The sequence below is a fragment of the Niabella sp. genome (assembly GCF_030150205.1).
Classification (GTDB): domain Bacteria; phylum Bacteroidota; class Bacteroidia; order Chitinophagales; family Chitinophagaceae; genus Niabella.
On the sequence record NZ_JASLGT010000009.1, the window covers coordinates 364,426 to 390,557 of the forward strand.

General features: G+C 46.8%; 14 protein-coding genes. All 14 read left to right on the forward strand.

All coding sequences use genetic code 11. The features are described from left to right. Window position 1: 1 nt before the first annotated feature. The 14 genes from Q1V85_RS09535 to Q1V85_RS09600 all read left to right on the forward strand — a co-directional run bounded on the left by Q1V85_RS09535 (window position 2) and on the right by Q1V85_RS09600 (window position 25,989). Window positions 2-2,158: a hypothetical protein gene (locus Q1V85_RS09535; RefSeq protein WP_300599265.1), complete on the forward strand. Its 2,157-nt coding sequence runs from the start codon at window positions 2-4 to the stop codon at window positions 2,156-2,158. A gap of 403 nt (window positions 2,159-2,561) precedes the next feature. Further along, window positions 2,562-5,603, forward strand: a complete 3,042-nt coding sequence (locus Q1V85_RS09540; RefSeq protein ID WP_300599266.1) for a TonB-dependent receptor — start codon at window positions 2,562-2,564, stop codon at window positions 5,601-5,603. 11 nt (window positions 5,604-5,614) lie between these two features. Then, the gene (locus Q1V85_RS09545; protein WP_300599269.1) at window positions 5,615-7,297 is read left to right on the forward strand and encodes a RagB/SusD family nutrient uptake outer membrane protein; all 1,683 of its coding nucleotides are present in this window, start codon (window positions 5,615-5,617) and stop codon (window positions 7,295-7,297) included. A 35-nt stretch (window positions 7,298-7,332) separates the two neighbouring features. After that, on the forward strand, window positions 7,333-8,298 hold the full coding sequence (locus tag Q1V85_RS09550; RefSeq protein ID WP_300599271.1) for a DUF1735 domain-containing protein: 966 nt from the start codon (window positions 7,333-7,335) through the stop codon (window positions 8,296-8,298). Between the two features lie 376 nt (window positions 8,299-8,674). Next, a complete protein-coding gene (locus Q1V85_RS09555; protein WP_300599273.1) occupies window positions 8,675-10,603 on the forward strand; it encodes a glycoside hydrolase family 172 protein in 1,929 nt (642 codons plus the stop codon). Window positions 10,604-10,945: 342 nt separating this feature from the next. After that, window positions 10,946-11,989: a LacI family DNA-binding transcriptional regulator gene (locus Q1V85_RS09560; RefSeq protein WP_300599275.1), complete on the forward strand. Its 1,044-nt coding sequence runs from the start codon at window positions 10,946-10,948 to the stop codon at window positions 11,987-11,989. Window positions 11,990-12,128: 139 nt separating this feature from the next. Next, window positions 12,129-13,295 (forward strand): glycoside hydrolase family 172 protein, encoded by a 1,167-nt coding sequence (locus Q1V85_RS09565; protein WP_300599276.1) that lies wholly within the window; start codon window positions 12,129-12,131, stop codon window positions 13,293-13,295. Window positions 13,296-13,448: 153 nt separating this feature from the next. After that, window positions 13,449-14,711: a DUF6786 family protein gene (locus Q1V85_RS09570; RefSeq protein ID WP_300599278.1), complete on the forward strand. Its 1,263-nt coding sequence runs from the start codon at window positions 13,449-13,451 to the stop codon at window positions 14,709-14,711. Window positions 14,712-14,812: 101 nt separating this feature from the next. Beyond that, window positions 14,813-16,600: an L-fucose isomerase gene (locus Q1V85_RS09575; protein ID WP_300599280.1), complete on the forward strand. Its 1,788-nt coding sequence runs from the start codon at window positions 14,813-14,815 to the stop codon at window positions 16,598-16,600. Between the two features lie 397 nt (window positions 16,601-16,997). Beyond that, window positions 16,998-18,290, forward strand: a complete 1,293-nt coding sequence (locus Q1V85_RS09580) for a sugar MFS transporter (protein WP_300599282.1) — start codon at window positions 16,998-17,000, stop codon at window positions 18,288-18,290. A gap of 422 nt (window positions 18,291-18,712) precedes the next feature. Beyond that, window positions 18,713-21,901: a TonB-dependent receptor gene (locus Q1V85_RS09585; RefSeq protein WP_300599284.1), complete on the forward strand. Its 3,189-nt coding sequence runs from the start codon at window positions 18,713-18,715 to the stop codon at window positions 21,899-21,901. Window positions 21,902-21,919: 18 nt separating this feature from the next. Then, entirely contained in the window at window positions 21,920-23,704 is a 1,785-nt protein-coding gene (locus Q1V85_RS09590) for a RagB/SusD family nutrient uptake outer membrane protein (RefSeq protein WP_300599287.1), read from the forward strand. Between the two features lie 38 nt (window positions 23,705-23,742). After that, a complete protein-coding gene (locus tag Q1V85_RS09595; protein WP_300599289.1) occupies window positions 23,743-24,969 on the forward strand; it encodes a DUF1735 domain-containing protein in 1,227 nt (408 codons plus the stop codon). Window positions 24,970-24,990: 21 nt separating this feature from the next. Further along, the gene (locus Q1V85_RS09600) at window positions 24,991-25,989 is read left to right on the forward strand and encodes a glycoside hydrolase family 43 protein (RefSeq protein ID WP_300599291.1); all 999 of its coding nucleotides are present in this window, start codon (window positions 24,991-24,993) and stop codon (window positions 25,987-25,989) included. The last annotated feature ends 143 nt before the right edge of the window (window positions 25,990-26,132 follow it).

The window sequence follows — 26,132 nt, forward strand, 5'->3', positions numbered from 1 at the left end:
TATGCCTTCTACGAAATTATATGTCATCAAGATATTGGCTTGCTTACTGATAACATCCGTTGTTGTAGCCCAGGAAAAAACAGCCTTTCAGATTGCTGCTCCCTGGAACGAAGCGTATGATGTACGTTCAGACATCGCCATTGTTTACGGAATAAACGACGGTGGCCAAACCTTTGAAGAACGGGTTAAAGGCTGGCGCGATAAAGGGTACCAGGTGCATTTTATGACAGGCATTGCCTGGGGGCAGTACCAGGATTATTTTAAAGGTGGTTTTGACGGGAAGCAGCATTTCGATGAAGGGCAGGTACAACAAAATGGCGATACGATCTGGCATGGTAAAGACGTGCCGTATATCGTGCCCACTGAAAATTATCTCCGGTATTTTAAAACGCATTTGAAACGGGCTATTGATGCAGGTGTTACCGCTATTCACCTGGAAGAACCGGAATTTTGGGCAAGAGCCGGTTACAGTGCGGCATTTAAAAAAGAATGGCAGCAATATTACGGATCAGCCTGGCAGCCGCAGCACCAGTCTCCTGAAGCTACCTACCTGTCGTCCAAGCTCAAATATCATTTATACCTTCATGCGCTTCAGGAAGCTTTCTCCTATGTAAAAACCTATTCTAAAAGTCAGGGTAAAGTAGTACGCTGTTATGTGCCTACGCACTCTTTGCTGAATTATTCCTCCTGGCGGATCGTAAGTCCCGAAGCAAGCCTGGCTTCGCTTAAAGATATGGATGGATATATTGCACAGGTATGGACGGGTACCTCCAGAGAACCGGTATATTACAATGGTGTGAAAAAAGAACGCGTGTTTGAAAACGCCTTCCTGGAATATGGGTCGATGGTGTCCATGACAGCGCCCACCGGCAAGAAAATGTTTTTTCTTACGGATCCCATTGAAGATTGGCCCCGCACCTGGGACGATTATAAAAAGAACTACCAGGCTACATTTACAGCACAGTTGCTGTACCCGATGGTTGCAGACTATGAAGTAATGCCCTGGCCTAACCGCATTTACCTGGGACGTTTTAAACTGGAAAATGATACAGTGCGTTATCCTATTTCCAAAGCCTATGCTACCCAGATGCAGATGATGGTAAATGCGTTAAATACAATGCCGCTGTCGTCCAATAAGATCAGCGGCAGCCATGGCATTGGTGTGCTGGTGTCTAACTCCATGATGTTTCAACGCTTTCCTACCCATGCCGGATACGAAGATCCACAGCTTTCTAATTTTTATGGTATGTCCCTGCCCTTGCTGAAGAATGGTATTCCGGTAGAGACGGTACATATGGAGAACCTGGAACATCCAAATACGCTGAAGAACATCCGGGTGCTGATCATGAGTTATGCCAATATGAAGCCATTATCGCAGCAATATCACCAGGCCCTGAACCGATGGGTGCGCGGGGGAGGCATATTGCTTTATTACGGCCGGGATAATGATCCGTTTCAATCTGTAAAAGAGTGGTGGAACACCGAGGGACTTTCCTATAAAACGCCGTCCGAAGAATTATTCCGGTTATTAGATTTCAAAGAAGGGCAACAGGGATTCATAAAGGCCGGCAAAGGCTGGATAATGGTAAACCGTTTGGATCCGAAAGAATTGGTATTGGAAGCCGCGAAAGATGCGCCATTCCTGGATTTGGTGGCTAAGGCATATGCCCGTTCAGGAAGCGGAAAACTGGAAAAAAAGAATCACTTCTTATTAAAGCGTGGACCATATATCATCGCCGCTACGCTGGACGAAAATACAGATAGGGCTCCGCTAAGGATAAATGGTCCGGTTGTGGATCTTTTTGACCCAGAGTTGCCGGTGCTGAAACAAAAAGAAGTACAGCCCGGGCAACAGGCATTCTTGTACGATCTGAAAACCATTCATGAGCAGAGGCCGGTGATCCTGGCTGCAGCCGGGCGTGCATATGAAGAGCAATATCAGCAGGGGAAGTATTCCTTCCTGCTAAAAAGCCCCACCGGAACCATCAATATGATGCGTATATACCTGCCTGCAGCTCCAAAAGAAGTGCGGCTCAGCAAAAAAAATACGGATACGGATGTTCGGTTATTGCGGAAAGATTGGGATGCTGGTTCAAACACATTATTGCTGCAGTTTGAAAACGAAAGTGAGGGGATACGGGCTGTCATAAATTTTTAGGAAAAATTTTTCTATAGGGTAGTCGTATTGACTTATGCTGGTTCTCTTTTTATTAGAAAAGCGATTTTTTTTGTAATTTAATCGATTAAGGCCTATCTTCGGGCTCGTATTTGCTGCGAAAAATGGAGAATTCGGAAACCGGAATTATCTGTATGCTGCTTTTAATTCCTGTTAGTGTTATATGTTTATTTAAAACGATTGATTTGTTGGTTTTAATTGCGCTTACATGTACCAGTGGTAACAGTGGAATCATCTTCCGGTGTTTTTTTCAGATTTGTGCTAAAACGTTTTTGTTAAAAAACAGACTGGGTGGAATTGGAATGCCCTCCGGACGATCCGCTGGCAAAGAGTACTGAAGCGGCGATAAAACGAAACCGCTTGCTTAATAATTTTAAACTAAAGTATGAAAGAACAAAATGCTAAACAACTGCACAACCTGAGGGCTGTATTGCTGCTGCTGTGTGCACTTTTATTGCAAGGCGCATTTGAACGGGTGGCTTCGCAGGAAACCATGCATGTGTCCGGTATCGTTATGGACGAAAACCGGCAACCGTTGCCGGGGGTAACGGTAAGTAGCAGTAATGGAGCAACGGTTGCAGTTGTCAATGAACAGGGGCAGTATACCATCGCGGTACCCATTGGCGACACGCTCCAATTTTCACATGTTGGTTATGAATTGCAGAAAATTAAACCAGGTGTGAATGAAAAGCTGGATGTAGTAATGATCGGCCAGCAAGGTACGATTAATGAAATAGTAGTGGTCGGTTATGGTAAACAAAAAAGAGTTACCATGACCGGTTCCGTATCTACAATCACCACGAAGGACCTGCTGCAAAGCCCGGTATCGAATCTGACGAACGCACTGGCGGGTAGGCTACCCGGCTTAATCACCACGCAGCGAAGTGGGGAACCCGGTGTTGATGCTTCTGCCCTTTATATCCGGGGGATTGCCACTTTGGGCAATGCTCGTCCAATAGTAGTAGTAGATGGGGTGGAGCGGAGTATGGACTATATTGATCCGAATGATATCGAATCATTTAGCATATTAAAAGATGCGGCATCTACTGCCGTGTTTGGTATGCGTGGTGCCAACGGGGTGGTAATGGTAACTACCAAACGGGGTAAAAGAAGCACTCCTCAAATGAGTTTCAGAACCTCTTATGGAAAGCAGGAGCCAACAAAAATTCCTGAATTTCTGGGCTCATATGACTATGCCCGGCTTAAAAATGAGGCGTTAATGAATGATGGTAACCAGCCGGCATTTACAGATGCACAACTGGAATCCTATAAAAATGGTACAGGGTATAATACAGACTATTACAAGTTTTTAATACAGCCATCGCAGGTGGGAAATGCGAACCTGAACATCACCGGTGGAACGGATATTGTAAGGTACTTTTTGTCTGCGGGCCTGAATATTCAGGAAGGAAACTATAAACATACCAAGGAAAATGATCAGGGGTATAATTCCAATAACGTGATGAAGCGGTTTAACCTGCGCGCCAATGTAGATGTTGATGTAACCAAGAACCTGTTGGTAAGCCTGAATCTTGCCGGCATTCAGACAAACAGATCCGACCCTAATACTTCTGCCAGTACGATCATGAATATTATGAACCGGATGCCTCCTATTTATCCGATTATAAACCCGGATAGCTCCTTGTTTGGAAACGGTACCTATACTTCCAATTTGCTGGGTGAGGTAGCCAGAAGAGGCTATCGGATTTATCTTAACAATACGATCCAGGGAACCTTATCTGCTGTGCAAAAGCTGGATGTGTTAACAAAAAACCTCAGTGTTAAATTGTCTTATTCATATGATAATACAGCTACCCCTAACGTGAGCTATGGTAAAGGATATGCAGTGTTTTATCCTGTATACAAGGATGACGGAACCATCGACCGGTATGTGCAGGTGGGCAGTGACTCAAGAATTGATCCCAACGGAAGTTTTTCCGGTGGAGGTTTAGAGCGTATTAGTTTTGTTGAAGGAGCACTTAACTGGTTCCGGCAGTATGGAAAACACAATATTACTGCAATGGGAAACTGGAACCGGAGGTTAAGAAGATCGGGTTCTGCAATTCCCTATGCATTTCAGACATACCTGTTCAGAACACAATATAACTATGATTCCCGGTATATGCTGGAACTGAACGGCTCTTATATGGGATCCGAAAACTTTCCGCCGGAAAGCAGGTATGGCCTTTTCCCTTCGATATCCGGGGGATGGGTAATTTCTCAGGAAAAATTTATTGGTAATAATGATGCATTAAGCTTTATAAATCTTCTGAAACTCAGAGCCTCCTATGGTGAGGTTGGTAACGACCAGGTAGGTAGTGAAAGGTTTCTTTGGTTTACATCCTGGGCTGGTGCCGGTCAGTATTGGTTTGGTACAGGAAATAATCCTACACAAGCCAACGGATGGGCTCAGGGCGCTATTGGAAACCCGGGTGTTACGTGGGAGCGGGGTCGTAAATTAAACCTGGCAATCGAAGGCTCCTTGTGGAATGACGCCTTAAGTTTTACCGTTGAAGCGTTTAAAGAACGTAGAACCAATATCCTGATATCCAGGGGAACATTGACTGATGTATTTGGTCAGAATATTAAACCCCAGAACCTGGGGATTGTAGATAACAAGGGGATTGATGTGGATCTGGGACATAAGATGACCATTGGGAAGTTCTTTTATTTTTTGAAAGGGAACTTCACCTATGCCAGGAATAAGATCGTATTCCAGGATGAGGTAGCAAGAACCAATCCCTGGATGTACCGGACAGGTCTGCCTATCGGAACCAAGTTCGGGTTAGTATACACCGGATTTTTTCAAAGCAAGGCTGAAGTGGATGCCAGCGCCCAGCAGTTTGGAACGGTGCTTCCGGGCGATCTGAAATACCTGGATCTGGATGGAGACGGAAAGGTATTGGCCGGCTATGATGAACGGCCGATCGGGTACTCCCGTACTCCCGAAATTATGTATGGTTTTTCAGGTGGCGGGGGCTATAAGGGATTAGATTTTAGTATCCTGTTCCAGGGAGCCGCTCATGCCAGCGCATTACTGAACAATGAGGCGGTATATGAATTTTTCCAGGAAGGGAAAGTAAAGCCGTTTCACTTAAACCGCTGGACGCCGGAAACAGCAGCCACGGCAACCTATCCGCTCCTCCATAACAGCACCAATGCCAATAACCACAGGGGGTCTACCTTCTGGATCCGAAACGCTGATTATTTAAGAATCAAGAACGTGGAAATAGGATACACGTTGCCTGCGCAATGGACCCGGGCACTGAAACTGAAATCTACCCGGTTCTTTGTAAACGGTATGAATGTGTTTACCTTCAAAAATGCATTGAGCGACTATTTTGTAGATCCTGAAATTGATGATGGATATGGTGCAATGTATCCGATTCAGAAGATCTGGGCGTTTGGTATAGATATTAACTTTTAATTATTACTGTTATGAAAACAACAAAATATTGGGCAGTACTTTTAATCATATCCGGAGCTTTATTTGCTGCCTGTAATAAAGGATTTCTCGACCGGGCGGCTACCACACAGCAACAGGATAAGGATATCTTTACCTTGTTTAGCCAAACGGATATGGTTATTAATAATCTTTATAGCAAGCTGCCAAAAGTATATGGGTACCTGCAGGGGTATCAGATGAGCTCTGCTACGGATGAGGCAAAAGATGCTTCTAACTGGATGGCTTCCATGCGGTTCAATTCCGGCTCTTTATCGCCAACAGATAATCCGATCGGTAATACCTGGCGGGATTACTATGTAATGATCCGGCAAGCAAATTCCATCCTGGAAGGGATTGCAAAATACAATACGCCGGATAATCCCAACCGGGCAGGAGACTTAAAAAACAGGATTGGCGAAGTGTATTTCTTAAGAGCCTGGGCATTGTTTGAGCTGGTAAGGCAGTTTGGAGGGGTAATTATTGTAAATAATGTGATCCAGGATCCAAATGACGATGCCGCCTTGAAACGGCCGCGGAATAGTTATGACTCCTGCGTGGCTCAGATCGCTGCGGATTGTGATATGGCTTACGCCCGGGTGCAGACCGCTACTTATCAGCCGCAGGATTTTGGGCGTGTAACGAAGGCTGCCTGCCTGGCGCTCAAATCCAGGATCTACCTGTATTCGGCCAGTCCATTATGGGCGCAGACCGGAAAGACTACTCCATTCCCGGATGTCTCAGAAAATACGATCGCCTCAGATCCCGCAAAATGGAAAATAGCGGCCGATGCGGCCAAGGCGGCCATTGATTATTGCGCAACAGCCGGGTATAAATTGGAACCGAATCTTACCTCCCGGAAAAATATGTATATCCAACCCTGGAATAGTCCGGAGGTATTGTGGGTCCGGATGAATGAAGAAGGCGGATCTGAGTTTGAACGCCATTACTTCCCCTTTGGATATAGCGGATGGTCTGCAGCTGCTCCTACTCAAAATGTAGTGGATGATTATGAAATGAAAGACGGAACACCGATCGCAACGTCGTCGCTTTATAAAGAAGCTACGCCGTATGTAGACCGGGACCCGCGGTTTTATACGGATATCCTTTACAATGGCGCCCAGTTTAAGGGGCGGGCTGTAGAAACCTTTGCCGGCGGCCGGGATGAAGCCAGCACCAACACAGATCATTCAAGAACCGGTTACTATCAAAGAAAGCTGGTGGATGAAGGACAAACCGTGGGGCAAACATCCCGTACTACAGATGGCATTAAGTTTCGCTTGTCAGAGTTGTATTTAAATTATGCAGAAGCGCTGAATGAATATGCTCCGGGCAATGCCGATATAGCACAGTACGTAAATGCAATCCGGTCGAGGGCTGGCATGCCTGAGCTGCCTGCGGGTCTTACTCAGGATCAGATGAGAACCCGCATCCGCAATGAACGCCGCGTGGAGTTATTTGCAGAGAACCAGCGGTTCTGGGATGTGCGGCGATGGAAAATAGCGTCCCAAACAGAGCAGAACATATGGGGCATGAGAGCCATTAAGGAGGGATCCGGTTTTAAGTACGAGCGATTCCTGGTAGAGAAACGTCCCTGGCGGAACGCAATGCTGGTGATTCCGGTTACCCTGGATGAAACATTCAGAAATCCCAACCTTAAACAAAACCCCGGATGGTAATAGCCTTCGTATTTCATTTCTTAAATTAAACTAAAATGAAAAGAGTTCATAATATTATTTATGCCAGTATTACCGGTTTCCTGGTGTTGCTGTTGAGCGCTTGTGGTAAAAGTATCTTTGAAAAAGACTACCCCGGGTTCGAAGGTAAGGTACTGATGGCACAGGCAGCTCAGGGAAGGAATATCATTCCGCTTACAATGTCCAGCAAGCCAACGCAATTAGGGTTTGGTGCTTCATTTGGTATGTCTATGAAAGCTGCTCCGAAGGATATTCCTGTAGAGTTTGAATTAAAGGAAGATTGGATCGCCCGCTATAACCAGGAAAATAATACCCAATATGTGCCTTTGCCGGCAGGAAGCTATAGTATCTCCGGTTTTAGCTCTGTTATAAAGAAGGGTAAAACGACTTCGGAGCCGCTGACAATAACCATCGAAAGTAAGAAGCTGGATGTAAAGGCAAAGTATATGTTCCCTATTACATTAAAGTCTGCTGGTGGGGAGAAAGTAGATTCGGCGCTGACAACGACCTGGTTCCGGATCGATGATATTGTTCGACCAGAACGGGATGTAACGGCAAAGGGCACTTTGAGTGTAAATATTGATAATTCCGGAGGCGCTGATGCGAATGAGGGTTCAAAGAAAGTAGTAGATAATAATATCAATACTAAATTCTATACAGGAAGTTTTGTATCCGGGCTTTGGATGCAACTAGGTTTTCAACAGCAGATTAGCATTGGTGCTTATACCCTTACCTCTGGTAATGATGAACATGACCGCGATCCAAAAAGCTGGATATTCCAGGGCTCAAGTGATGCACAGACCTGGGTGAATTTAGATACGCAATCCAATGTTGTGTTTTCCGATTATAAACAAACAAAACGATTTGAAATGAGTAATCAGCAGCTATATAAATATTATCGTATTGTGATCAACGAAAAGTTTGGAACGAATGCGTCCTTCCAATTATCAGAATTCAGGGTAATCGAGTACTATGAACAATAGCCGCATTTCATATTACCGGTTTATGATCAATACGTTTAAGAGGCTTTTGTAAAAGGAGACCGTATTATTGCAGAAAAAAGGACCTCGTTATTGACGGCTTGTTGTTGAATCGAAGTCTTTTATTTTTACTATCGGATAATTGAGATGCCGGTACCCGGTAGCAGCGAAGAAAGTAGCATGCTATCGGGTGCCGGCTTCGCAAAAGGATAATGTAAAAGAATGAAGGGGGGAGTAATAACCTCGTGGTCTGGTGCCTTCGGTCTATGATGTGCTGTGCCTGGCTGAGTAGAAGCAGAAGCAGAAGCGCCGGTGACCCGGAATGTTTGGTGGATAAGATGGTTGCTCCTATCTATGCTTTAACGATTAAACAAAGCATATGAAACAATTTGCTGCCGGTTGCGCTCTTTTTCTGATGCTCGCCATTAGTTTAACAAGCAGGGCTCAGGTGCCGGTTACTTTTGCAATCGAGCTGGATCGCCTTTGCAGTTTGAGCACCCTGCCACGCTACCTGGACGGAACCCTGGTAAAGCAAATATCATCCTATGATACCACAGGAGGCAACGACGATGGTTTTGGTGGCAAATATTCATATCTGAGAAAGGAAGCTGATGGGCTGGTGATCTTTGATCAAAAGGGGCAGGGAGTAATTGAGCGCATCTGGACACCAACCCCAACCGATGATACCCTCGACTTCTATTTTGATGGAAACGCCTCGCCAGGATTGACGATAAAGTTCAGAGATCTCTTCAATGGAACAACCGCTCCTTTTTTACCGCCGTTGGCTGCACATAAAGTAGGGGGCTTTTACAGCTATATTCCCATTCCGTATAATAAAAGTTGCAAGATTGTTTTCCGTGGTGCAAAGATCCTGTTCCACCAGGTTCAGTACCGCAGCTACGATGCGCGTTACCAGGTGCGTACGTTTAAAAAAGAAGAGGCGATGGCTGAGCAGGGACGGTTAAAGAAGGCCGTTGCATTATGGAGCAATGCCGGCCGCGACATCCGGGCGTTTTATGCCGTAGCCCCCGCGGCCATTACAAAAGATGTATTGCTGCAACCTGGGCGTTCTGTAACCCTTGCGGCATTGCAACAGGGAGGTCGGGTACTGGGACTGGAGCTAAAATCTGCCACGGCATTTAACGGCATCTCGAAACAGCTGGATCTGAAGATTACCTGGGATGGTGAGCCCCGGCCCGCCGTGCTGGTCCCGGTTGCCGATTTCTTTGGCTTTGCCTATGGCTCCCGGTCCATGGAAAGCCTCTTCCTCGGAGCCACGCCTGCAAAGGTTTATAGTTATATTCCCATGCCGTTTGATCGAAGTGCAAAAATAGAACTGGTATACCGCGATGGAAATGCCGGTCAGCAACCGCTCGACCTGACAGCTACTGTATATTATGCGCATCAAAAACGGAACCCTGAAAAAGAAGGCCGGTTCTATGCATATTGGAAGCAGGAAGAGCCGCCGCTGGGAAAACCTTATGTTTTTCTGAAAGGTGCGGGGAGGGGACATTATATCGGAACAATCCTCCAGGGCCAGGCCACAGATGCTACGAATTTTACTGAATATTTTGAAGGAGATGATTATACCGCCGTTGATGGAGTAATGACTGCCCATGGCACCGGCTCTGAAGATTATTTTAATGGAGGATGGTACGCACAGCCCGGGGGATGGGTAGAGCGCCTGGGAGCGCCTTTGAGCGGTTGTCTTGATTACTCGCTACCCCTGGGAAGAACGGGAGGATATCGGTTCTTTTTGACAGATAAGATGCCGTTTGAAAAAAGCATACTGCACACGATTGAACATGGCCCCGTAAATAACAACCGGGAGGTACAGTATACCTCCGTTGCATTGTATTATGCAGCAGCGCCAATTGCCCGTTCAATAGAACCGGATCGCACCAATACCCAGGTATATATACCGGATACGATAACGTTTTATACCCGGCTGATGCGGCACCTGACCTATAATGGGAACTTGCAGTTAAAGCGGGATGTGGCAATGCTTACAGGCAATGACAATGCCAGCCTGAACATCAATGTATCAGAAGTGCCCCCAGGAAAATACCGGGTCTTTCTGCACCGGCTGAAGGCAGAAACCGATCACCTGGAAGTGCGTATTGCGGATGCTGTAAAGATCCGGGATTGGAATACTGTGCCGCTTAATAAAGGAGGGGCACCTGTAGATTTGCCCGTCGGAGAAATCGAAATAACCGATGGCTTCATACCGGTGAACCTGCTCTTCAGGAGCAGAGATACGCAACCCGGACTGGTATTTGACCGGGTAATGTTTGCAAGAATAAAATAGGAACCAACCCAGCGGCTTTTTTACATCCAGGATTAAATAGAATAGGCAAATCGGTTATTAGTGATCGTAAGGATCTGAACATCCCGGCAATGAATCAATGATGTACATGGAAGGTCATATCGGTGTTTTAGAATGCCTTACTTCCCGAAGGCAATTGACCAGGCTAAAGCCATAAATAACGGGAATATAAAAGAGGAAGCACTGAAATCTGAAAATAAACGGCGTGGAAAATATTTTATTCAGTCAATAATTCCAATTTTTGTAATTTAGGTAATAATCGGTCGTTCTTATGAGAATACGGGTATGGAACATCGAGAAATGATCATTCAATAAAAAAGTTTCATGATAAAGAAACGTGTATCGTTAAAAGATATCGCGCAAAAAGTAGGCGTATCCACCGCCCTGGTATCTTATGTACTCAATGGTAAAGAGAAAGAGGCCCGGGTGGGGGAGGCGGCGGCAAAACGGATAAAAAAAGTAGCGGCGGAAATGAATTATCAGCCAAATCTGATCGCCCGGGGACTGAAATTTGGAAAGACACATACGCTCGGGCTTATTGTGGCAGATATTTCCAATCCGTTTTTTGCGATGCTGGCCCGCATCATTGAATTAGAGGCCCAGAAGCGGGGATACACGGTATTGTTTGGCAGCAGCGATGAGCAGCTGGAAAAATCACAAAACCTGATCAATACTTTTTTAAACCGCCAGGTAGATGGGCTGATCATTACCCCGGTAGCCGGATCGCAATCGCAGATCGAAGAACTCCGGAATAAAGGCGTTCCCTTTGTATTAATGGACAGGGGCTTTAGTGAAGTTGAAACCAATGTAGTGGTTACAGACAACCATGATGCCATGTACAATGCTGTTAAGCTATTGATCCGGAACGGGTATAAAAAACCCGGAATTATTGCCTATGATACCACACTGACACATATGATGGACCGTATTGCCGGTTACAAGGATGCCTTAAAAGACAGCGGTATTAAATTCAATTCAAAATGGCTGGCCAGGGTTCCGTATGGGAACTACAAGGATCATGTTACCGCAGCACTGGAAGGCTTTCTGGACGCAAAGGGCCGGGCGGTAGATTCCCTGGTTTTTGCAACCAACAGCATCTCTGTACAGTCGTTAAAAGCGATTCACGCGCGGGGGATAAAGGTACCACAGGACCTGGGCGTAATCAGTTTTGATGAAAGCGATGTCTTTGACTTTTTCTACTCATCCATTACCTATATTAAACAAAACCTTCAGTCGATCAGTGAAAATACGGTTCAGTCGCTGATGCAATCCATCGACTCCCGTAGTAAAAAATGCATTAAAATTACCGTTCCATCCGTCATTGTAAAAGGCGAAAGCAGCAGCCGGCGTACCCTGCACGGCGTATAAATAATGTGTTGCTCATAAGGTGCCATTGAACAAGAATATGCCGCATAGGAATAAAAATTTGTGGATATGTGGAAACTTATTATTTTTGCTTAAACGTATAAGCTTTTATATTTACGATTGTTCATTAAAAAATGTCTGTATGAAAAAAATTGGACTTCTGTTCTTATCTGTAATTGCATTTTGCTATGGCTTTGCACAGCAGGAAAAGTTTAACGGCCTTGATATGAGCCTGGGAAACCTGTCGCGTCTTTCTGACGCAAAAACCCGATCCATTAGTCCGGAGAACTTTACCGGAGAGAAAGGTAAAGGCGGAATGGCAGATCCCGCCAGAGATAAGGGCAAACGCAATGTGGCCAATGCTGCCAATGAAGCGCGCGACCTGGGAAGGGGATGGAAAGTGAATCCCTTTATCATCATCGAACCCGGAGAAACCTTTACAATGGCTGATATCGCTGGCCCGGGAGCCGTACAGCATATCTGGATGACACCAACCGGAAATTTTAATTTTTCTATTTTCAGGATTTATTATGACGGTGAATCTGATCCCTCGGTGGAAAGCCCGGTAGGGCCGTTCTTCGGCATTGGCTGGAATGAGTTTTCTCCGCTGAATTCGCTGGCAATGACGGTAAATCCGGGTAGCGCCTTTAACACCTACTGGAAAATGCCCTTCCGTAAGAATTGTAAGATCACGATGCAAAACCTCGATACACAACCGATGCGCCTGTATTACCAGGTAGATTATACGCTTACGGATGTTGGACCCGATGAAGCCTATTTTCACGCCCAGTACCGCCGCAGCAAACCCAATACAACCTCGCTGCACACCATCCTGGACGGTGTAAAAGGCAAAGGACAATACGTGGGCACCTATATGGGTGTGGGCGTTACCAATAATGGTTGGTGGGGCGAAGGTGAGATCAAATTCTTCATGGATGGCGACGATGACTACGCTACAATTGTAGGCACCGGTACGGAAGATTATTTCTGTGGTTCCTATAACTTCGAAAACAAGAAAACCCGGCAATACCAGGAATTTTCTACTGCATATGCAGGATTGCACCAGGTGCTCCGGCCTGATGGATTGTACGGTTCACAAATGCGCTTTGGCATGTATCGCTGGCACATTATGGATCCCATCCGGTTCGATAAAGAGCTGAAGGTAACCATACAGGACCTGGGCTGGAAATCCGGTGGCCGCTATTTGCCACAGCACTCCGATATTATTACGGTAGCATACTGGTACCAGACAGAGCCCCATAAAAAGTTTCCCAAGCTGCCGGAGATGGATGTGCTGGAAGTGAATTAGGCGTTATAGAAATCTGTGGTTCGCTATCAAGGAGGTTAAATATTGAAGGTTGAAGTTGAGTGATAGAAAAACATTATGCATCCTTAATTATTTATTTCACTGTTTTTCTGCGAACACTTTTTCACTGCTCTTTCCAACATTAAAAACAAACACATGAAGATAAAAGATACCCTTTCTGTGATCGCCGCCGCCGCTGTTCTTGCGTCCTGCAATAGTGATACAAAAACACCAGGAGCTTCGGCTGACTCAACAAAAACGAATACAATTATGGAAAATCACACACCCGGAACTTTTGGATATGATGCACAGTTTCTGCAGCAAAAAGACAGCGGGCTGATCGTGCTGAAAAGCAGTGACGGTGCAAGCCAGGTCATTGTTTCGCCCCGTTACCAGGCCAAGGTGTTTACCTCTACTGCCGATGGGCAAACGGGTAAGAGTTTCGGATGGGTAAACTATAAGGCATTTGAAGGCCCGGAAGATGCGCATATGAATGCCTATGGGGGAGAAGACCGTTTATGGCTGGGCCCGGAAGGAGGAGTGTTCTCACTGTACTTTAAGCCGGGAACAAAGATGGAATTTGCAAATTGGAAAACGCCGGCATCCATTGATACGGAACCCTGGACCCTGGATGCCTCAGATGCTGCTACCGTTTCTATGAGCAAAACAATGAGCCTGCAAAACTATACCGGTACTGCTTTGCAATTAAAGGCCGTACGGCAGGTGTCGTTGATCAGCGCAGATGCGATTGCTGCAGACCTGGGACTGCCGGCAGGTGCCGGTGTTAAATCGGTTGCCTTTAAAACGACCAACAGCATTACGAACAATGGAACCGCTGCCTGGGATGAGAAAACCGGGGCGCCCTGTATGTGGAACCTGGATATGTTTATGCCTTCTGAAGCCTGCACGATCGTGATACCCTATCAGGATAATGCAGCCGGAAAAGTAGCTACTACCGACTATTTCGGCGAGATTGCAAAAGACCGGATCCGGTTTAGCAACGGCCTGTTATATTTTAAAGCCGATGGCAAATCCCGGGGTAAGCTGGGCATTCCGCCGGCGCGGGTAAAAGATGTGGCTGGGAGCTATGATGCCATCGGCAATGTGCTTACGATCGTAAAGTTTGATATCGATCCTGCCGGGAAATATTTAAACCAGGAGTGGCGCACAGACCGGGCTCCGTTTAGCGGAGACGCCATGAATGCGTATAATGACGGACCACTGGCCGACGGAAAGCAAATGGGTCCGTTTTATGAAATCGAAAGCGTGTCTCCCGCTGCCTTTCTGAAGCCCGGGGCCACACAAACCCATAAACACAGTGTATATCATTTCACCGGCGATAAAGCAGCGCTGAACACCATTGCAACAAAAGTATTGGGTGTGTCTGTAGATGAAATTGAAAAAGTATTTGGTAAATAACAGCAGTACGCGTAATCCTAAACCGGTACCTGGCCTTCCGGAACCCGGCAGGAAGTACCGTGAACAAACATCAATGATCAGTATCCAGCAATAACGAAACAATGAAAACAAAACAAAGAACAAATAAGCAGTCCTATCCGAAAATAGGGATCCGGCCCATCATCGACGGGCGTTTGGGGGGAATCAGGGAATCTTTGGAAGAAACCACTATGGGTATGGCCAGGGCAGTTGCGGCGCTTTATGCCCGGGAGCTGCGGTATCCTGATGGAACACCGGTAGAATGTGTCATTGCGGATACCTGTATTGGCGGGGTAGCAGAAGCCGCAGCATGCGCCGTAAAATTTGCAGCCAGCAATGTGGGCGTGTCGTTATCGGTAACGCCCTGCTGGTGCTATGGTTCCGAAACCATGGACATGAATCCGACGATCCCCAAGGCGATCTGGGGATTTAACGGAACCGAACGGCCGGGTGCCGTATACCTTGCGGCAACACTGGCGGCTCATAATCAGAAAGGGTTGCCTTGTTTTGGCATCTATGGCCGCGATGTGCAGGATATGGGAGATACCTCCATCCCCGAAGATGTACAGGAAAAGCTGCTCAATTTTGCAAGAGCCGGTATGGTGGTGGCATTAATGAAAGGACAATCATACCTGGCCATCGGATCCGTATCGATGGGAATCGCCGGTTCTATTGTGGACCCGGGATTTTTTCAGGAATACCTGGGCATGCGCAATGAATATGTAGATTCATCGGAGATCCTGAGGCGGATCCAGCTGAATATTTTTGACCCTGAAGAATTTAAAAAAGCGATTGCATGGGTAAAGAAATACTGTAAAGAAGGCAAGGATTATAACCGTAAGGAGAAGATCAAGTCAAGAAGGGAGAAAGATAAGGACTGGGAGTTTGTGGTAAAAATGACCATGATCATCCGGGACCTGATGATCGGCAATCCCCGCCTGAAGGAAATGGGATTTGCGGAAGAAGCGCAAGGGCATCATGCCCTGGTTTCGGGTTTCCAGGGACAGCGGCAATGGACGGACTTTTTGCCTGACGGTGATTTTTCTGAAGCGATGCTCAATTCTTCGTTCGACTGGAATGGTATCCGGCATCCTTATATGGTAGCCACTGAAAATGATTGTTACAATGGCGTATCCATGTTGTTTAATTACCTGCTCACCAATACGGCACAGATCTTTGCAGATGTGCGTACCTACTGGAGCCCACAGGCTACAGAACGTGTATCCGGATGGAAACCGGAGGGGCGGGCACAGGATGGGTTTATACACCTGATCAATTCCGGCTCTGCCACATTGGATGGAACCGGGCAGCAATCCCGGAGGGGAAAACCGGCAATGAAACCCTTTTGGGAGATCCGGGAGGCGGAAGCGGCGGCCTGTTTGGCAGCAACCACATGGAGCCCTTCTAACCGTGATTATATGCGTGGCGGCGGATATTCCTCCACCTTTCTTACAAAAGGCGAAATGCCGGTGACCATGTGCCGCTTAAACCTGGTAAAGGGGCAGGGGCCGGTACTGCAGATTGCCGAAGGATATACCATCGACCTTCCCGGTGAGGTACATGACATTTTAAATGAACGTACCGACCGGATCTGGCCTACCACCTGGTTTGTGCCTAACCTGACAGGTACAGGGCCTTTTAAAGACGTATATGCGGTAATGGCCAACTGGGGCGCCAACCATGGAGCTATCAGCTATGGACATATCGGCGATCAGCTGATCACCCTCGCCGCCATGTTGCGCATACCGGTAGCGATGCATAATGTTCCGGACGAAAAGATATTCCGGCCTTCAGCCTGGGGCGCCTTTGGTATGGATACAGAGGGATCGGATTACAGAGCCTGTTCCGTTTACGGACCGTTGTACCGGTAGGGGGAAAAGGTCAATAGGCAATAGTCAATGGGCCATGGGCAATAGGCAATGGTGAATGGGCGAATAGAACTGAGGTTCTGATAGCTGATAACTGAAGACTAATAACTGAACACTGATATCTGAAGGCTGATTGCTAACGGCTGCAGACCGGCTATAAACAAAATTCACATTTTTGTAGCTTATATTAACAAGGGGAAACCGGATTCTGTAAAAAAGCTGTATTTTACCGCCTCATTAAATTTAAAACGATCAGCGATGTCAATGAAAAAAAGCAAGACCTTCTTACTGCGCATACCGGGTGCAACCCAGGCTATTTCGCAGAGGATATGGTTCATTGACGCGGGTTGTAAACTAAATACACTTCGACGCATCCATTTATCCAACTTATAAAATTGACATGAACAAAAAGAAATCACTTTTTATCCGGGACGGTGTGAACTATGCGGCGCCATTTGCAGCGATCAGTGCGTTGTTCTTTCTTTGGGGGGTAGCACACGGAATGCTGGATACGCTGGACAAGAATTTCCAGGAAATGTTGCATCTGAAAAAATGGCAATCCAGTTTTATCCAGTTCTCTCTGTATGGTGCCTATTTCTGTATGGCCATGCCGGCGGCGATTTTTATGAAAAAGTATGGGTATAAAAAAGGTGTGATCTTCGGATTGCTGCTTTTCTCCGGCGGGGCATTGCTGGCAGCTGCTACGGCTCCCCTGGAATCCTTTGTTTGCTTTCTGTGCTGTCTGCTGATCATTGGTGCCGGTTTAACCACGCTGGAAACAGCGGCCAATCCGTATACGACAAAATTAGGTCCATCCGAAACTGCCGAACGCCGGATCAATTTTTCGCAGTCGTTTAACGGGCTGGCCTGGGTTGTTGGTCCCCTCATAGCATTGTATATATACGGTAATCAAAGTCATGTAGAAGGCGAAAAAATGATTTCTATCGTGTTACCCTTTGCCATTATCGGGCTCGCCGTACTTGCGGTAGCCTTTATTTTTATGCGCCTGAAGTTACCGGAGATCACGGAGGAAGATGAAAATGCGGCACACGGGCATGGCGCTTCTGCTACACCCGGGGACGATCCTGAAATTTTGCCGGTTACCGTTGGCGAATTAGGAACGCAGTCCGTATGGAAAAAGCGGCATTTTGCACTGGGCGTAGCTGCGCAAGCTTGTTATGTAGCCGCCCAAACGGGTGTGTTCAGCTACCTGATCAATTTTGTTACCGATCACGATATGTCGCCCCGGTGGGATACAAAATACGGACCTTATTTTTTATCGATCGGTTTTGCGCTGTTTATGTTGGGAAGAATAACCGGCAGCATACTGATGAAATATTTTAAACCAACAAAACTGTTAGCGTTTTATGCGCTTGCAGTATGCGTTTTATTGCCATTGGTTTCAGCCGAAAAAGGATGGCCTTCGCTGATCGCTTTATACGGTGTTTTTTTCTTTATGTCCATTATGTTCCCGACCATATTTGCATTGGCCATAAAAGGCATGGGAACCAGTACGAAACAGGCGGCGGCTTACCTCGTAATGTCTGTTGCCGGCGGAGCCGTGTTTCCGCCGCTTATGGGGGCTATTTCGGATACTTATGGAATGGCAAAAGGATTCCTGGTGCCAATTCCCTTATTCTTGTTTATCCTCTACTATGCCACCAATGGCTATAAAATAAAAAAGCATAATTAATATCCATTAAACATTATACAAAGCGCGGGCGATCATTCCCGCGCTTTTTTTATGCCGTTATTTGGCAGCAATGGGCAGGAAGGAAACCAGAGCAGTATCGGCCAGGCCGGCAGCAACAAGTGTGGCAGGTAATACGGCCTGATGGTAGAAAACAGCTGGCAGACAAAATACGTGAGAGGTATGCAGCATGTTTTTTTAAAATCGCCGGCTCTTTTTTTGTGAAATATAAAAAATATGCTATTTTTACTTAAACGATTAAGCTATTGTGGGAAATCCCGGCAAGGCCGGTGAGCTGCAGGTATTAAGAAACACTGACCGGTTGCATGTTTGGTGTTTTTTTTAATACCGTTGTTTAAACGATTAAGCATAACGATTGTCATTTTTTCAGCAGGGGACCTCCTGTATTTTAATAATCTATAGTTATGAACCAAAAACGAACCCTTCTTTTTCGCTGCCTTTTACGGCGGCACTGCCTGATGGTTTTATGGGCCGTTTGTATGCTGGTGATATGCCGGCAGGCATGGGGCCGCAGTACTTCACTCCATCACCATCTCAACTGCTTGCAGGATACCATTCCCGAAAAAAGCTGGGTGCTGCATGGTACCGTTACAGATGTTGCTCAAAAGGCGATTCCCGGGGCATCACTGAATGTACTGCGCGCCGGCACCCGAGGAACACTGTCCGACATATATGGAAAATTTATGATCGAAATGCAGCATGAGCAGGATACCCTGGAGATCTCCTATGTAGGATACCAGACGCAAAGAATAGTGCCCGGTAGCCGGCGCAACATATCGATTGTGCTTTACCCGGATGAAGAAGCACAAAAGATGAATGAAGTGGTAGTGGTGGGGTATGGTACTCAAAAAAAGATCACCGTTACCGGTGCCGTTTCAGAGTTATCGGCATCACAGATGCAACAGGTTCCCACACCCTCGCTCTCCAATGTGCTTGGAGGAAAGCTGCCAGGTATCATTACCCGGCAAAGCAGCGGCGAACCGGGTTACGATCAGGCGCAGGTATTTATCCGAGGCGTGGCCACATTTGCAGGAAGCCAGGGTCCGCTGGTATTAATAGATGGAGTGGCCGGCCGGGATATGAATATCATCAGCCCCGAGGAAATTGAAAGTTTTACGATATTGAAGGATGCTTCTGCCACGGCTGTATATGGGGTCAGAGGTGCTAATGGGGTCATCCTGATCAATACCAAGCGGGGAAAAGCGCGTAAACCTTCTGTGATGCTCCGTACAGAAGCGGCCCAACTGACCTCCCTGCGCATACCGCAATACATAGGTGGAGCAGAATATGCCGGCCTGTTAAATGAGGCCCTGCAGCATACCGGATCGGCGCCGCAGTATACGGCGGAAGACCTGCAAAAGTATGCAGATGGCAGCGATCCTTATTTTCATCCCAATGTAGACTGGACCCATACCATTTTAAAAAAACATACCTGGCAAACGATCAATAACCTGAGTGTATCCGGCGGAACGGATGTAGTACGCTATTATACCAACGTAGGCTTTTTAATGCAGTCAGGTATCTATAACACAGATGGGTTGAATAAATACAATACCAACGCCAATGTAAAGCGGTATAACTTCCGGTCGAATATTGACGTAAACTTGTCTAAGACCCTCAGCATTACAGTAGGATTAGGCGCTATTATTCAGAATGGTCATTATCCCGGTTCCAGTGCTCAGGATATTTTTAGCTCCTTATCCGTAATCTCACCCATTCAATATCCCATTACCAACCCGGATGGATCTGTGGCCGGGGGAGCGTCTTACCTGGGCCGTAATCCCTGGGCCCTGGTAACACAGCGCGGTTATTCGGACCAGGCCCGTCATACCCTGCAAAGCACCCTTGCTGCGAAATGGGATCTCTCAAAAGCCATCACAAAAGGGCTAAGTCTGAACGGCCGGTTTGCTTACGATTATTATGTATTCAGCGGTATTAACCGGACCAAAGATTACCAGATCAAGCAATACCTGGGCAAGGACCCGGTAACCGGGGAAGACCGGTACAGCATTGTACGGGAGGGGGGACCGTTGGGTTATAGTCCCTTTACGGCAGACAATAACCGGAAGAGTTATATGGAAGGATCTGTAAACTATCAGCGTACATTTTCAAATGTGCATGATGTAAGTGGTTTGTTATTGGTTAACCAGGAAGAGTCTACCAATCTTGTGGCGCCCAGTTCTATTTTGGGTTTGCCCTATAGATCGCGCGGGTATGCAGGCCGGGCCTCCTATGCCTACAGGAACAGGTACATGGCAGAATTTAATATGGGCGTTAACGGATCGGAACAGTTTCCGCCGGGTAAGCGCTTTGGCTTTTTCCCTTCCGTTTCTGCGGGCTGGATCGTTTCCAATGAAAAATTCTGGAACCTATCATTTATCAACCAGCTAAAGATCCGCGGATCTTATGGAAAAGTGGGAAATGACAAGATCAACAACGGACGACGTTTTTTATACCTGACAACGATCACCAAAAATGCCAATACTTATTGGTTTGGGTCCAGCCAGCAGGGCTTTCCCGGTTATGATGAAGGGCAGATCGGCTACCAGGATGTTACCTGGGAATCGGCCCTGAAAAAGAATATCGGGCTGGATGTAAGTTTGCTTAACAGTGTGGTGCAGTTGCAGGTGGATGCCTTTCATGAAAGAAGAACGCATATTTTAATGCAGCGGCAGGCCATCCCCTTTGTATCCGGCTTCTTTTCCTGGATCATCCCTTATGGCAACCTGGGTGAAGTAAAGAACAAAGGTATTGATGCCAGTTTGAAGATCCAGAATAAACCAACCGGAGACGGCTTCTATTATTCCTTTATGGGCAACTTTACCTATGCGCATAACGAGATCATTGAAAACGATGAGCCGGTTATGCATGTGCCCTACCAATCCCGGAAAGGCCATTCGATTGACGCTCCGTATGGGTTACAGGCAATGGGGCTTTTCCGCGATCAGGCGGAGATTAACCAGTGGCCGGTGCAGCGTTTTGCTTCTACGGTATATCCCGGAGATATTAAATATATGGATGTAAATGGCGACGGGCAGATAACCGCAGATGATTATATGTTTCTGAATGGTTATCCCCGTACCCCGGAGATCATGTATGGCTTTGGCGGAACGGTGGCCTGGAAAGGGGTAGACCTGAGCATTTATTTTGCGGGCGCTGCACGTACCAGTATGTTTACGGTAGGGCCTTCGCTGTTTCCCTTTCTCCGAGGCCCCGGCAGCTATAATATTCTTAGGGAATATTATGATAACCGCTGGACCCCGGACAATCCCGATGCGCATTACCCCGCGGCCACACCCGCTAATAATTCCAATAATTTCCAGTATTCGTCGCTGTACCTACGGAATGCGTCTTACCTGCGCCTGAAGAATGCAGAAGTAGGATATACCTTACCACGGGCGCTCTTGAAAAGATATGGCTTCAGCAGCTTCAGGGTTTTTCTGAACGGCACCAACCTGCTGTTGTTTGATCAGCTGAAATTTATCGATCCTGAAGTGAACAATGGCACCAATAACGGCCTGGATGCGGATAACCTGGGATTATATCCTTTGCAACGGACATTAAACCTGGGCTTACAAATCAATTTTAACTAACGCATTAAAAATACAGAAATGAAAACAAGATTATTGGTAGCGGTTATTGCGGTAGTGAGCCTGCTTTCCTGCAAAAAGTACCTGGATAAAACTCCGGATGAAGACCTTTCGCTTATGGATGTATTTAAAAACCGTCTTTATACCCAATCGTTCCTTACTTCCATTTATGCCGGGCAACCCTGGGAAATAAACCCTGTAGATCCGTCCAGCCGTGCTCCCTGGACGGGCGGTTCCGATGAATTGGAAATTACCTTTCCCGGAAGTTATGTGCATTATATGAACCGGGGCGGATGGAACGCGCAAAATATACTGGACAACTGGCAGTTTGCCTATCAGAGCATCCGTAAGGCAGACCTCTTCCTGGAGAACATCGACCTTTTACCGTTACAGGATGGGTACACACAGGAAGATAAGGACCGTTGGATTGGTGAGGCCCGGTTTTTAAGAGCCTGGGATAATTTTGCGGTGTTCCGGATCTATGGCCCCATGCCCATTATGGCCAGGTCCATGAGCACCAGTGATAATTTTAAGACCATCCAGCGATCAACCGTCGATTCCTGTGTAGACTTTATTGTGAAGGATTGCGATGCTGCCGCAGGCCTGTTGCCCATCACCGTTACCAGTGATAAACTGGGGCGTGCCACGAAGGCCGCTGCATTGGCATTGAAAGCAAGGGTATTGTTGTACGCCGCCAGTCCGCTTTTTAATGGCAACCCTGACTTCAGGGATTTTAAAAGTAAGGATGGCCGTCCTTTTTTTCCCCAGTCCTTTGATGCTAACAAATGGAAGCAGGCAGCAGATGCGGCAAGAGCCTGCATTGATGCCTGCGAAGCTGCGGGTTATGGCATATACACAGCCCCCAGTAACGACCCGGTTGATAATTATACCAACCTTTTTTTGCAGAACAACAATAAGGAAGTGCTTTGGGCGATGAATTACCAGGCCTTTCAGCATCTGGAACGCTGCTCCAGTCCCCTGAGTTACGGAGGCTATTCCATCATGTCTGTATCACAACAACTGGTAGATGCTTACCAGGATGCGCAGGGCAGGGATGTGATCACTGGTTACAATGCCGATGGCTCACCGGTTATTAATGCAGAAACCGGATACACGGAGAATGGGTTTGCGGCGGCAGCCGGAAAATACTGGGATGCAGGTGTCAGCAATATGTATGTAAACCGGGAACCGCGTTTTTACGCCAGCGTGCATTACTCCGGTGCCAAATGGAAAGGATCGCCCATACAAATGTACTTTAGCGGCAAAGATGGCGCTTCCAAAAATACAACCGACTTTTCCAAAACCGGGTATGTGTTAAGAAAGTTTGCCAACCCGCTTATTAATATCCAGACCAATACCGGGTGGGATCTGAAAACCTTTATCATGTTCCGGCTGGGCGAACAATACCTGAATTATGCCGAGGCATTGAATGAAAGCCAGGGGCCGGTTACCGATGTATATAAATATGTAAATGCGATCCGCAAACGGGCGGGGTTACCCGACCTGCAGGATGGATTATCCAAAGAAGAAATGCGGGCCCGCATCTGGCAGGAGCGGCGGACGGAGCTGGCTTTTGAAGGCCATCGTTATTTTGACGCCCGGCGCTGGAAGATAATGATCAAAACCAACAACGGTAACCTGCATGGGCTGAACATCAACAGCGGTACTTCGCAGCAGGACGTTGCTTTTTATAAAAGGACGGTTGCCGACAAACGCATCTTTATTGCGCCCAGGGATTATTTCTGGCCGGTACCACAGTCGGAGCTGGATAAGGCACCGGATATGCTGCAAAGTATGTACTGGTAAGCATGTCTTGGATTTTATGTAACAATAAAAACAGATCAATGAAAAAGATAGTTTATTTTATAATGATGCTGCTGCTGGCCGCTGTTGTTTCCTGTGATAAGTACAACAGTGGCATCAGCGATGCCGGTGTTTATAAGAATGTGTATATGCCCAGGGCTGCCAATGATTCTACGGTGCTGGCTGTAACAACGGATGCGGCTGAATATCATTTGGGATACAGCGCGTATTTAGGTGGAACGGAGAATGCCACGGGCGATATAACCGTATCCTTCAATGTTAGTGAAGCGGATGCAATGGCGTTTAACAACAGGTATGGAACAAATTACCCCCTGCTTCCCCCCGGAAATTATGCATTGAGTAATACTTCGGCCGTGATCCGGTCTGGCCAGAGGAGCACCGATAGCTTAACACTGACGATAAAATCAGACAATGCGTTATCCCTCTTTAAAACCTATATCCTGCCGGTAGGAATAAAGGCAGTGGATGGAGGACAGAGCAATCTTGCTAAAACGTATACTACTACTTATTACCTGGTACGGGTAGGGCAGGAAGAGATCCTGAATACAGGCGCTAACTGGGGTGGCATATTTTGCCTGGGGCCAAAGAATACGGTAATTACCAATGATAAAGTATCGAAGGATATATTGATGTATCTGCCGGATGACAAGGGCTTTTATAAACGCCCGCCATTGCGCATCGGTATTAACTGGGATGCATCAGAATCATTCTACTATGTGAATGAAAATGCCATGGTAGTAAGAAATGCTCCTTATTGGGCAGGATTGTTCCGGTTTGACATGCATCCGGAAAATATTGTACAGACAAATCCCAAACCGGCCGAGAACATCATTACTTCTATTGCAGATTGGAACACGTTCTGGCTGGGTGATTTTTGGAACAAGTATTTGATTGCAACGTTTGGCAGTTATATTTTAACCGTAGATAACGCCGGCATTTTATGGCGGCAGCCTGTTTTTTCAAAAATCGATCAGAACAGAACCCAGGTAGCAACCGGATTTAATTTTTCCCAGGTTGTTGCATATCCTGCTGTCAATTCCAATGCGCTGCTTTGTCTGACGGCCGGCGGAGATCTCTGGTATTATCCGGCGAGTGCAACCGCCGTTCCCGGTACCGGTAAGAAAGTGGGCAGCGGATGGAATGTATTTAAGAAAATTATGGTAAGCGGCAATGATATTTTAGCCCTGAGCGCATCTAACGGCGTATACCGGCTGGCATTTGATCCCGGTAAAAATTATATATTTTAAGCGTATATTGGTACTTATAATATGAAAAAGATAACACCGCTATTGTTTTGCTGTTTTGTTGCAGCTGTCTGTTGCTCCTGTGGAAAGAAATCTCCGGTTACTGAACAGAAGAAACCGGATCCGCCTGTTAACACGGGGCAGCCGGTTTATCAGGCAGATCCGACGATCTTTCCCTACCGGGGAACGTATTACCTTTATGGAACAGATGGGGCTACGCCTGATAAAGGGATCCGGGTATTTTTATCTTCTGATAAAATCCATTGGAAGCTTTCAACAAAATCAGCAGATGGTTTTGCGGTGAGAGTGCTTGAGTCATTTGGCACCCAGGGGTTTTGGGCTCCACAGGTATGGGCCGCCAATAACAAATTTTATATGGCCTATGTAGCCAATGAGCAGATCGCCATTGCCACTGCCGATAATCCGGAAGGTCCCTTTTATGCGCGGGATCCATTGGCCTTTGACCAAAAAAATATCGACCCCTATGTGTTTATGGATGAAGACGGCAAAAAGTACCTCTATCATGTGGATATTACCAACGGCAACAAGATTTATGTGGCTGCAATCAATGATGCATTTACAGAAATTGATAAGCAGACCCGCAAACTTTGCATTACCGCAACTGATCCCTGGGAGATCCTTCAGGCAAGGGTTGCTGAAGGTCCCACGGTAGTAAAACACAAAGGGCTCTATTACCTGGTCTATGCCGCCAATCATTTTGAAAACCAGCGGTATGCTGTTGGTTATGCCACGGCCACTTCGCCTTGGGGTCCCTGGACAAAAGCCGCAGAGAACCCGGTACTGAGCATGACCAATACCGGCAAGCCGGGGAGCGGACATGGCGATCTGTTTAAGGATCCGGATGGTTCGATGTACTATGTGTTCCACACGCATAACTCGTTAAGTAGCGTATCGCCCCGGCGTACGGCACTGGTGAAGGCGTCATTTGTGGCAGACCCCGGTGGCCCAGACAAGCTTGTGATGGATGTAAGCAGCCTGTATTACCTGCAGACAACACCATAAAGATTCAGTGCAATAGCAGGCAGGTACAGCTCCGCATCCTGCGGGGCTTCTTGCTTTAAGGAGCGTTTGACAGGAACCCGCATGGCGCATAAAAAAGAATGCCTTCAAATTTTTTTTGAATCAGAAGTGAAAAATCCTAACTT

What these genes read in the sequence shown, in the direction of transcription:
- Q1V85_RS09535 (WP_300599265.1), top strand. Translation starts at nt 2, where the DNA reads ATGCCTTCTACGAAATTATATGTCATCAAGATATTGGCTTGCTTACTG.
- Q1V85_RS09540 (WP_300599266.1), top strand. Translation starts at nt 2,562, where the DNA reads ATGAAAGAACAAAATGCTAAACAACTGCACAACCTGAGGGCTGTATTG.
- Q1V85_RS09545 (WP_300599269.1), top strand. Translation starts at nt 5,615, where the DNA reads ATGAAAACAACAAAATATTGGGCAGTACTTTTAATCATATCCGGAGCT.
- Q1V85_RS09550 (WP_300599271.1), top strand. Translation starts at nt 7,333, where the DNA reads ATGAAAAGAGTTCATAATATTATTTATGCCAGTATTACCGGTTTCCTG.
- Q1V85_RS09555 (WP_300599273.1), top strand. Translation starts at nt 8,675, where the DNA reads ATGAAACAATTTGCTGCCGGTTGCGCTCTTTTTCTGATGCTCGCCATT.
- Q1V85_RS09560 (WP_300599275.1), top strand. Translation starts at nt 10,946, where the DNA reads ATGATAAAGAAACGTGTATCGTTAAAAGATATCGCGCAAAAAGTAGGC.
- Q1V85_RS09565 (WP_300599276.1), top strand. Translation starts at nt 12,129, where the DNA reads ATGAAAAAAATTGGACTTCTGTTCTTATCTGTAATTGCATTTTGCTAT.
- Q1V85_RS09570 (WP_300599278.1), top strand. Translation starts at nt 13,449, where the DNA reads ATGAAGATAAAAGATACCCTTTCTGTGATCGCCGCCGCCGCTGTTCTT.
- Q1V85_RS09575 (WP_300599280.1), top strand. Translation starts at nt 14,813, where the DNA reads ATGAAAACAAAACAAAGAACAAATAAGCAGTCCTATCCGAAAATAGGG.
- Q1V85_RS09580 (WP_300599282.1), top strand. Translation starts at nt 16,998, where the DNA reads ATGAACAAAAAGAAATCACTTTTTATCCGGGACGGTGTGAACTATGCG.
- Q1V85_RS09585 (WP_300599284.1), top strand. Translation starts at nt 18,713, where the DNA reads ATGAACCAAAAACGAACCCTTCTTTTTCGCTGCCTTTTACGGCGGCAC.
- Q1V85_RS09590 (WP_300599287.1), top strand. Translation starts at nt 21,920, where the DNA reads ATGAAAACAAGATTATTGGTAGCGGTTATTGCGGTAGTGAGCCTGCTT.
- Q1V85_RS09595 (WP_300599289.1), top strand. Translation starts at nt 23,743, where the DNA reads ATGAAAAAGATAGTTTATTTTATAATGATGCTGCTGCTGGCCGCTGTT.
- Q1V85_RS09600 (WP_300599291.1), top strand. Translation starts at nt 24,991, where the DNA reads ATGAAAAAGATAACACCGCTATTGTTTTGCTGTTTTGTTGCAGCTGTC.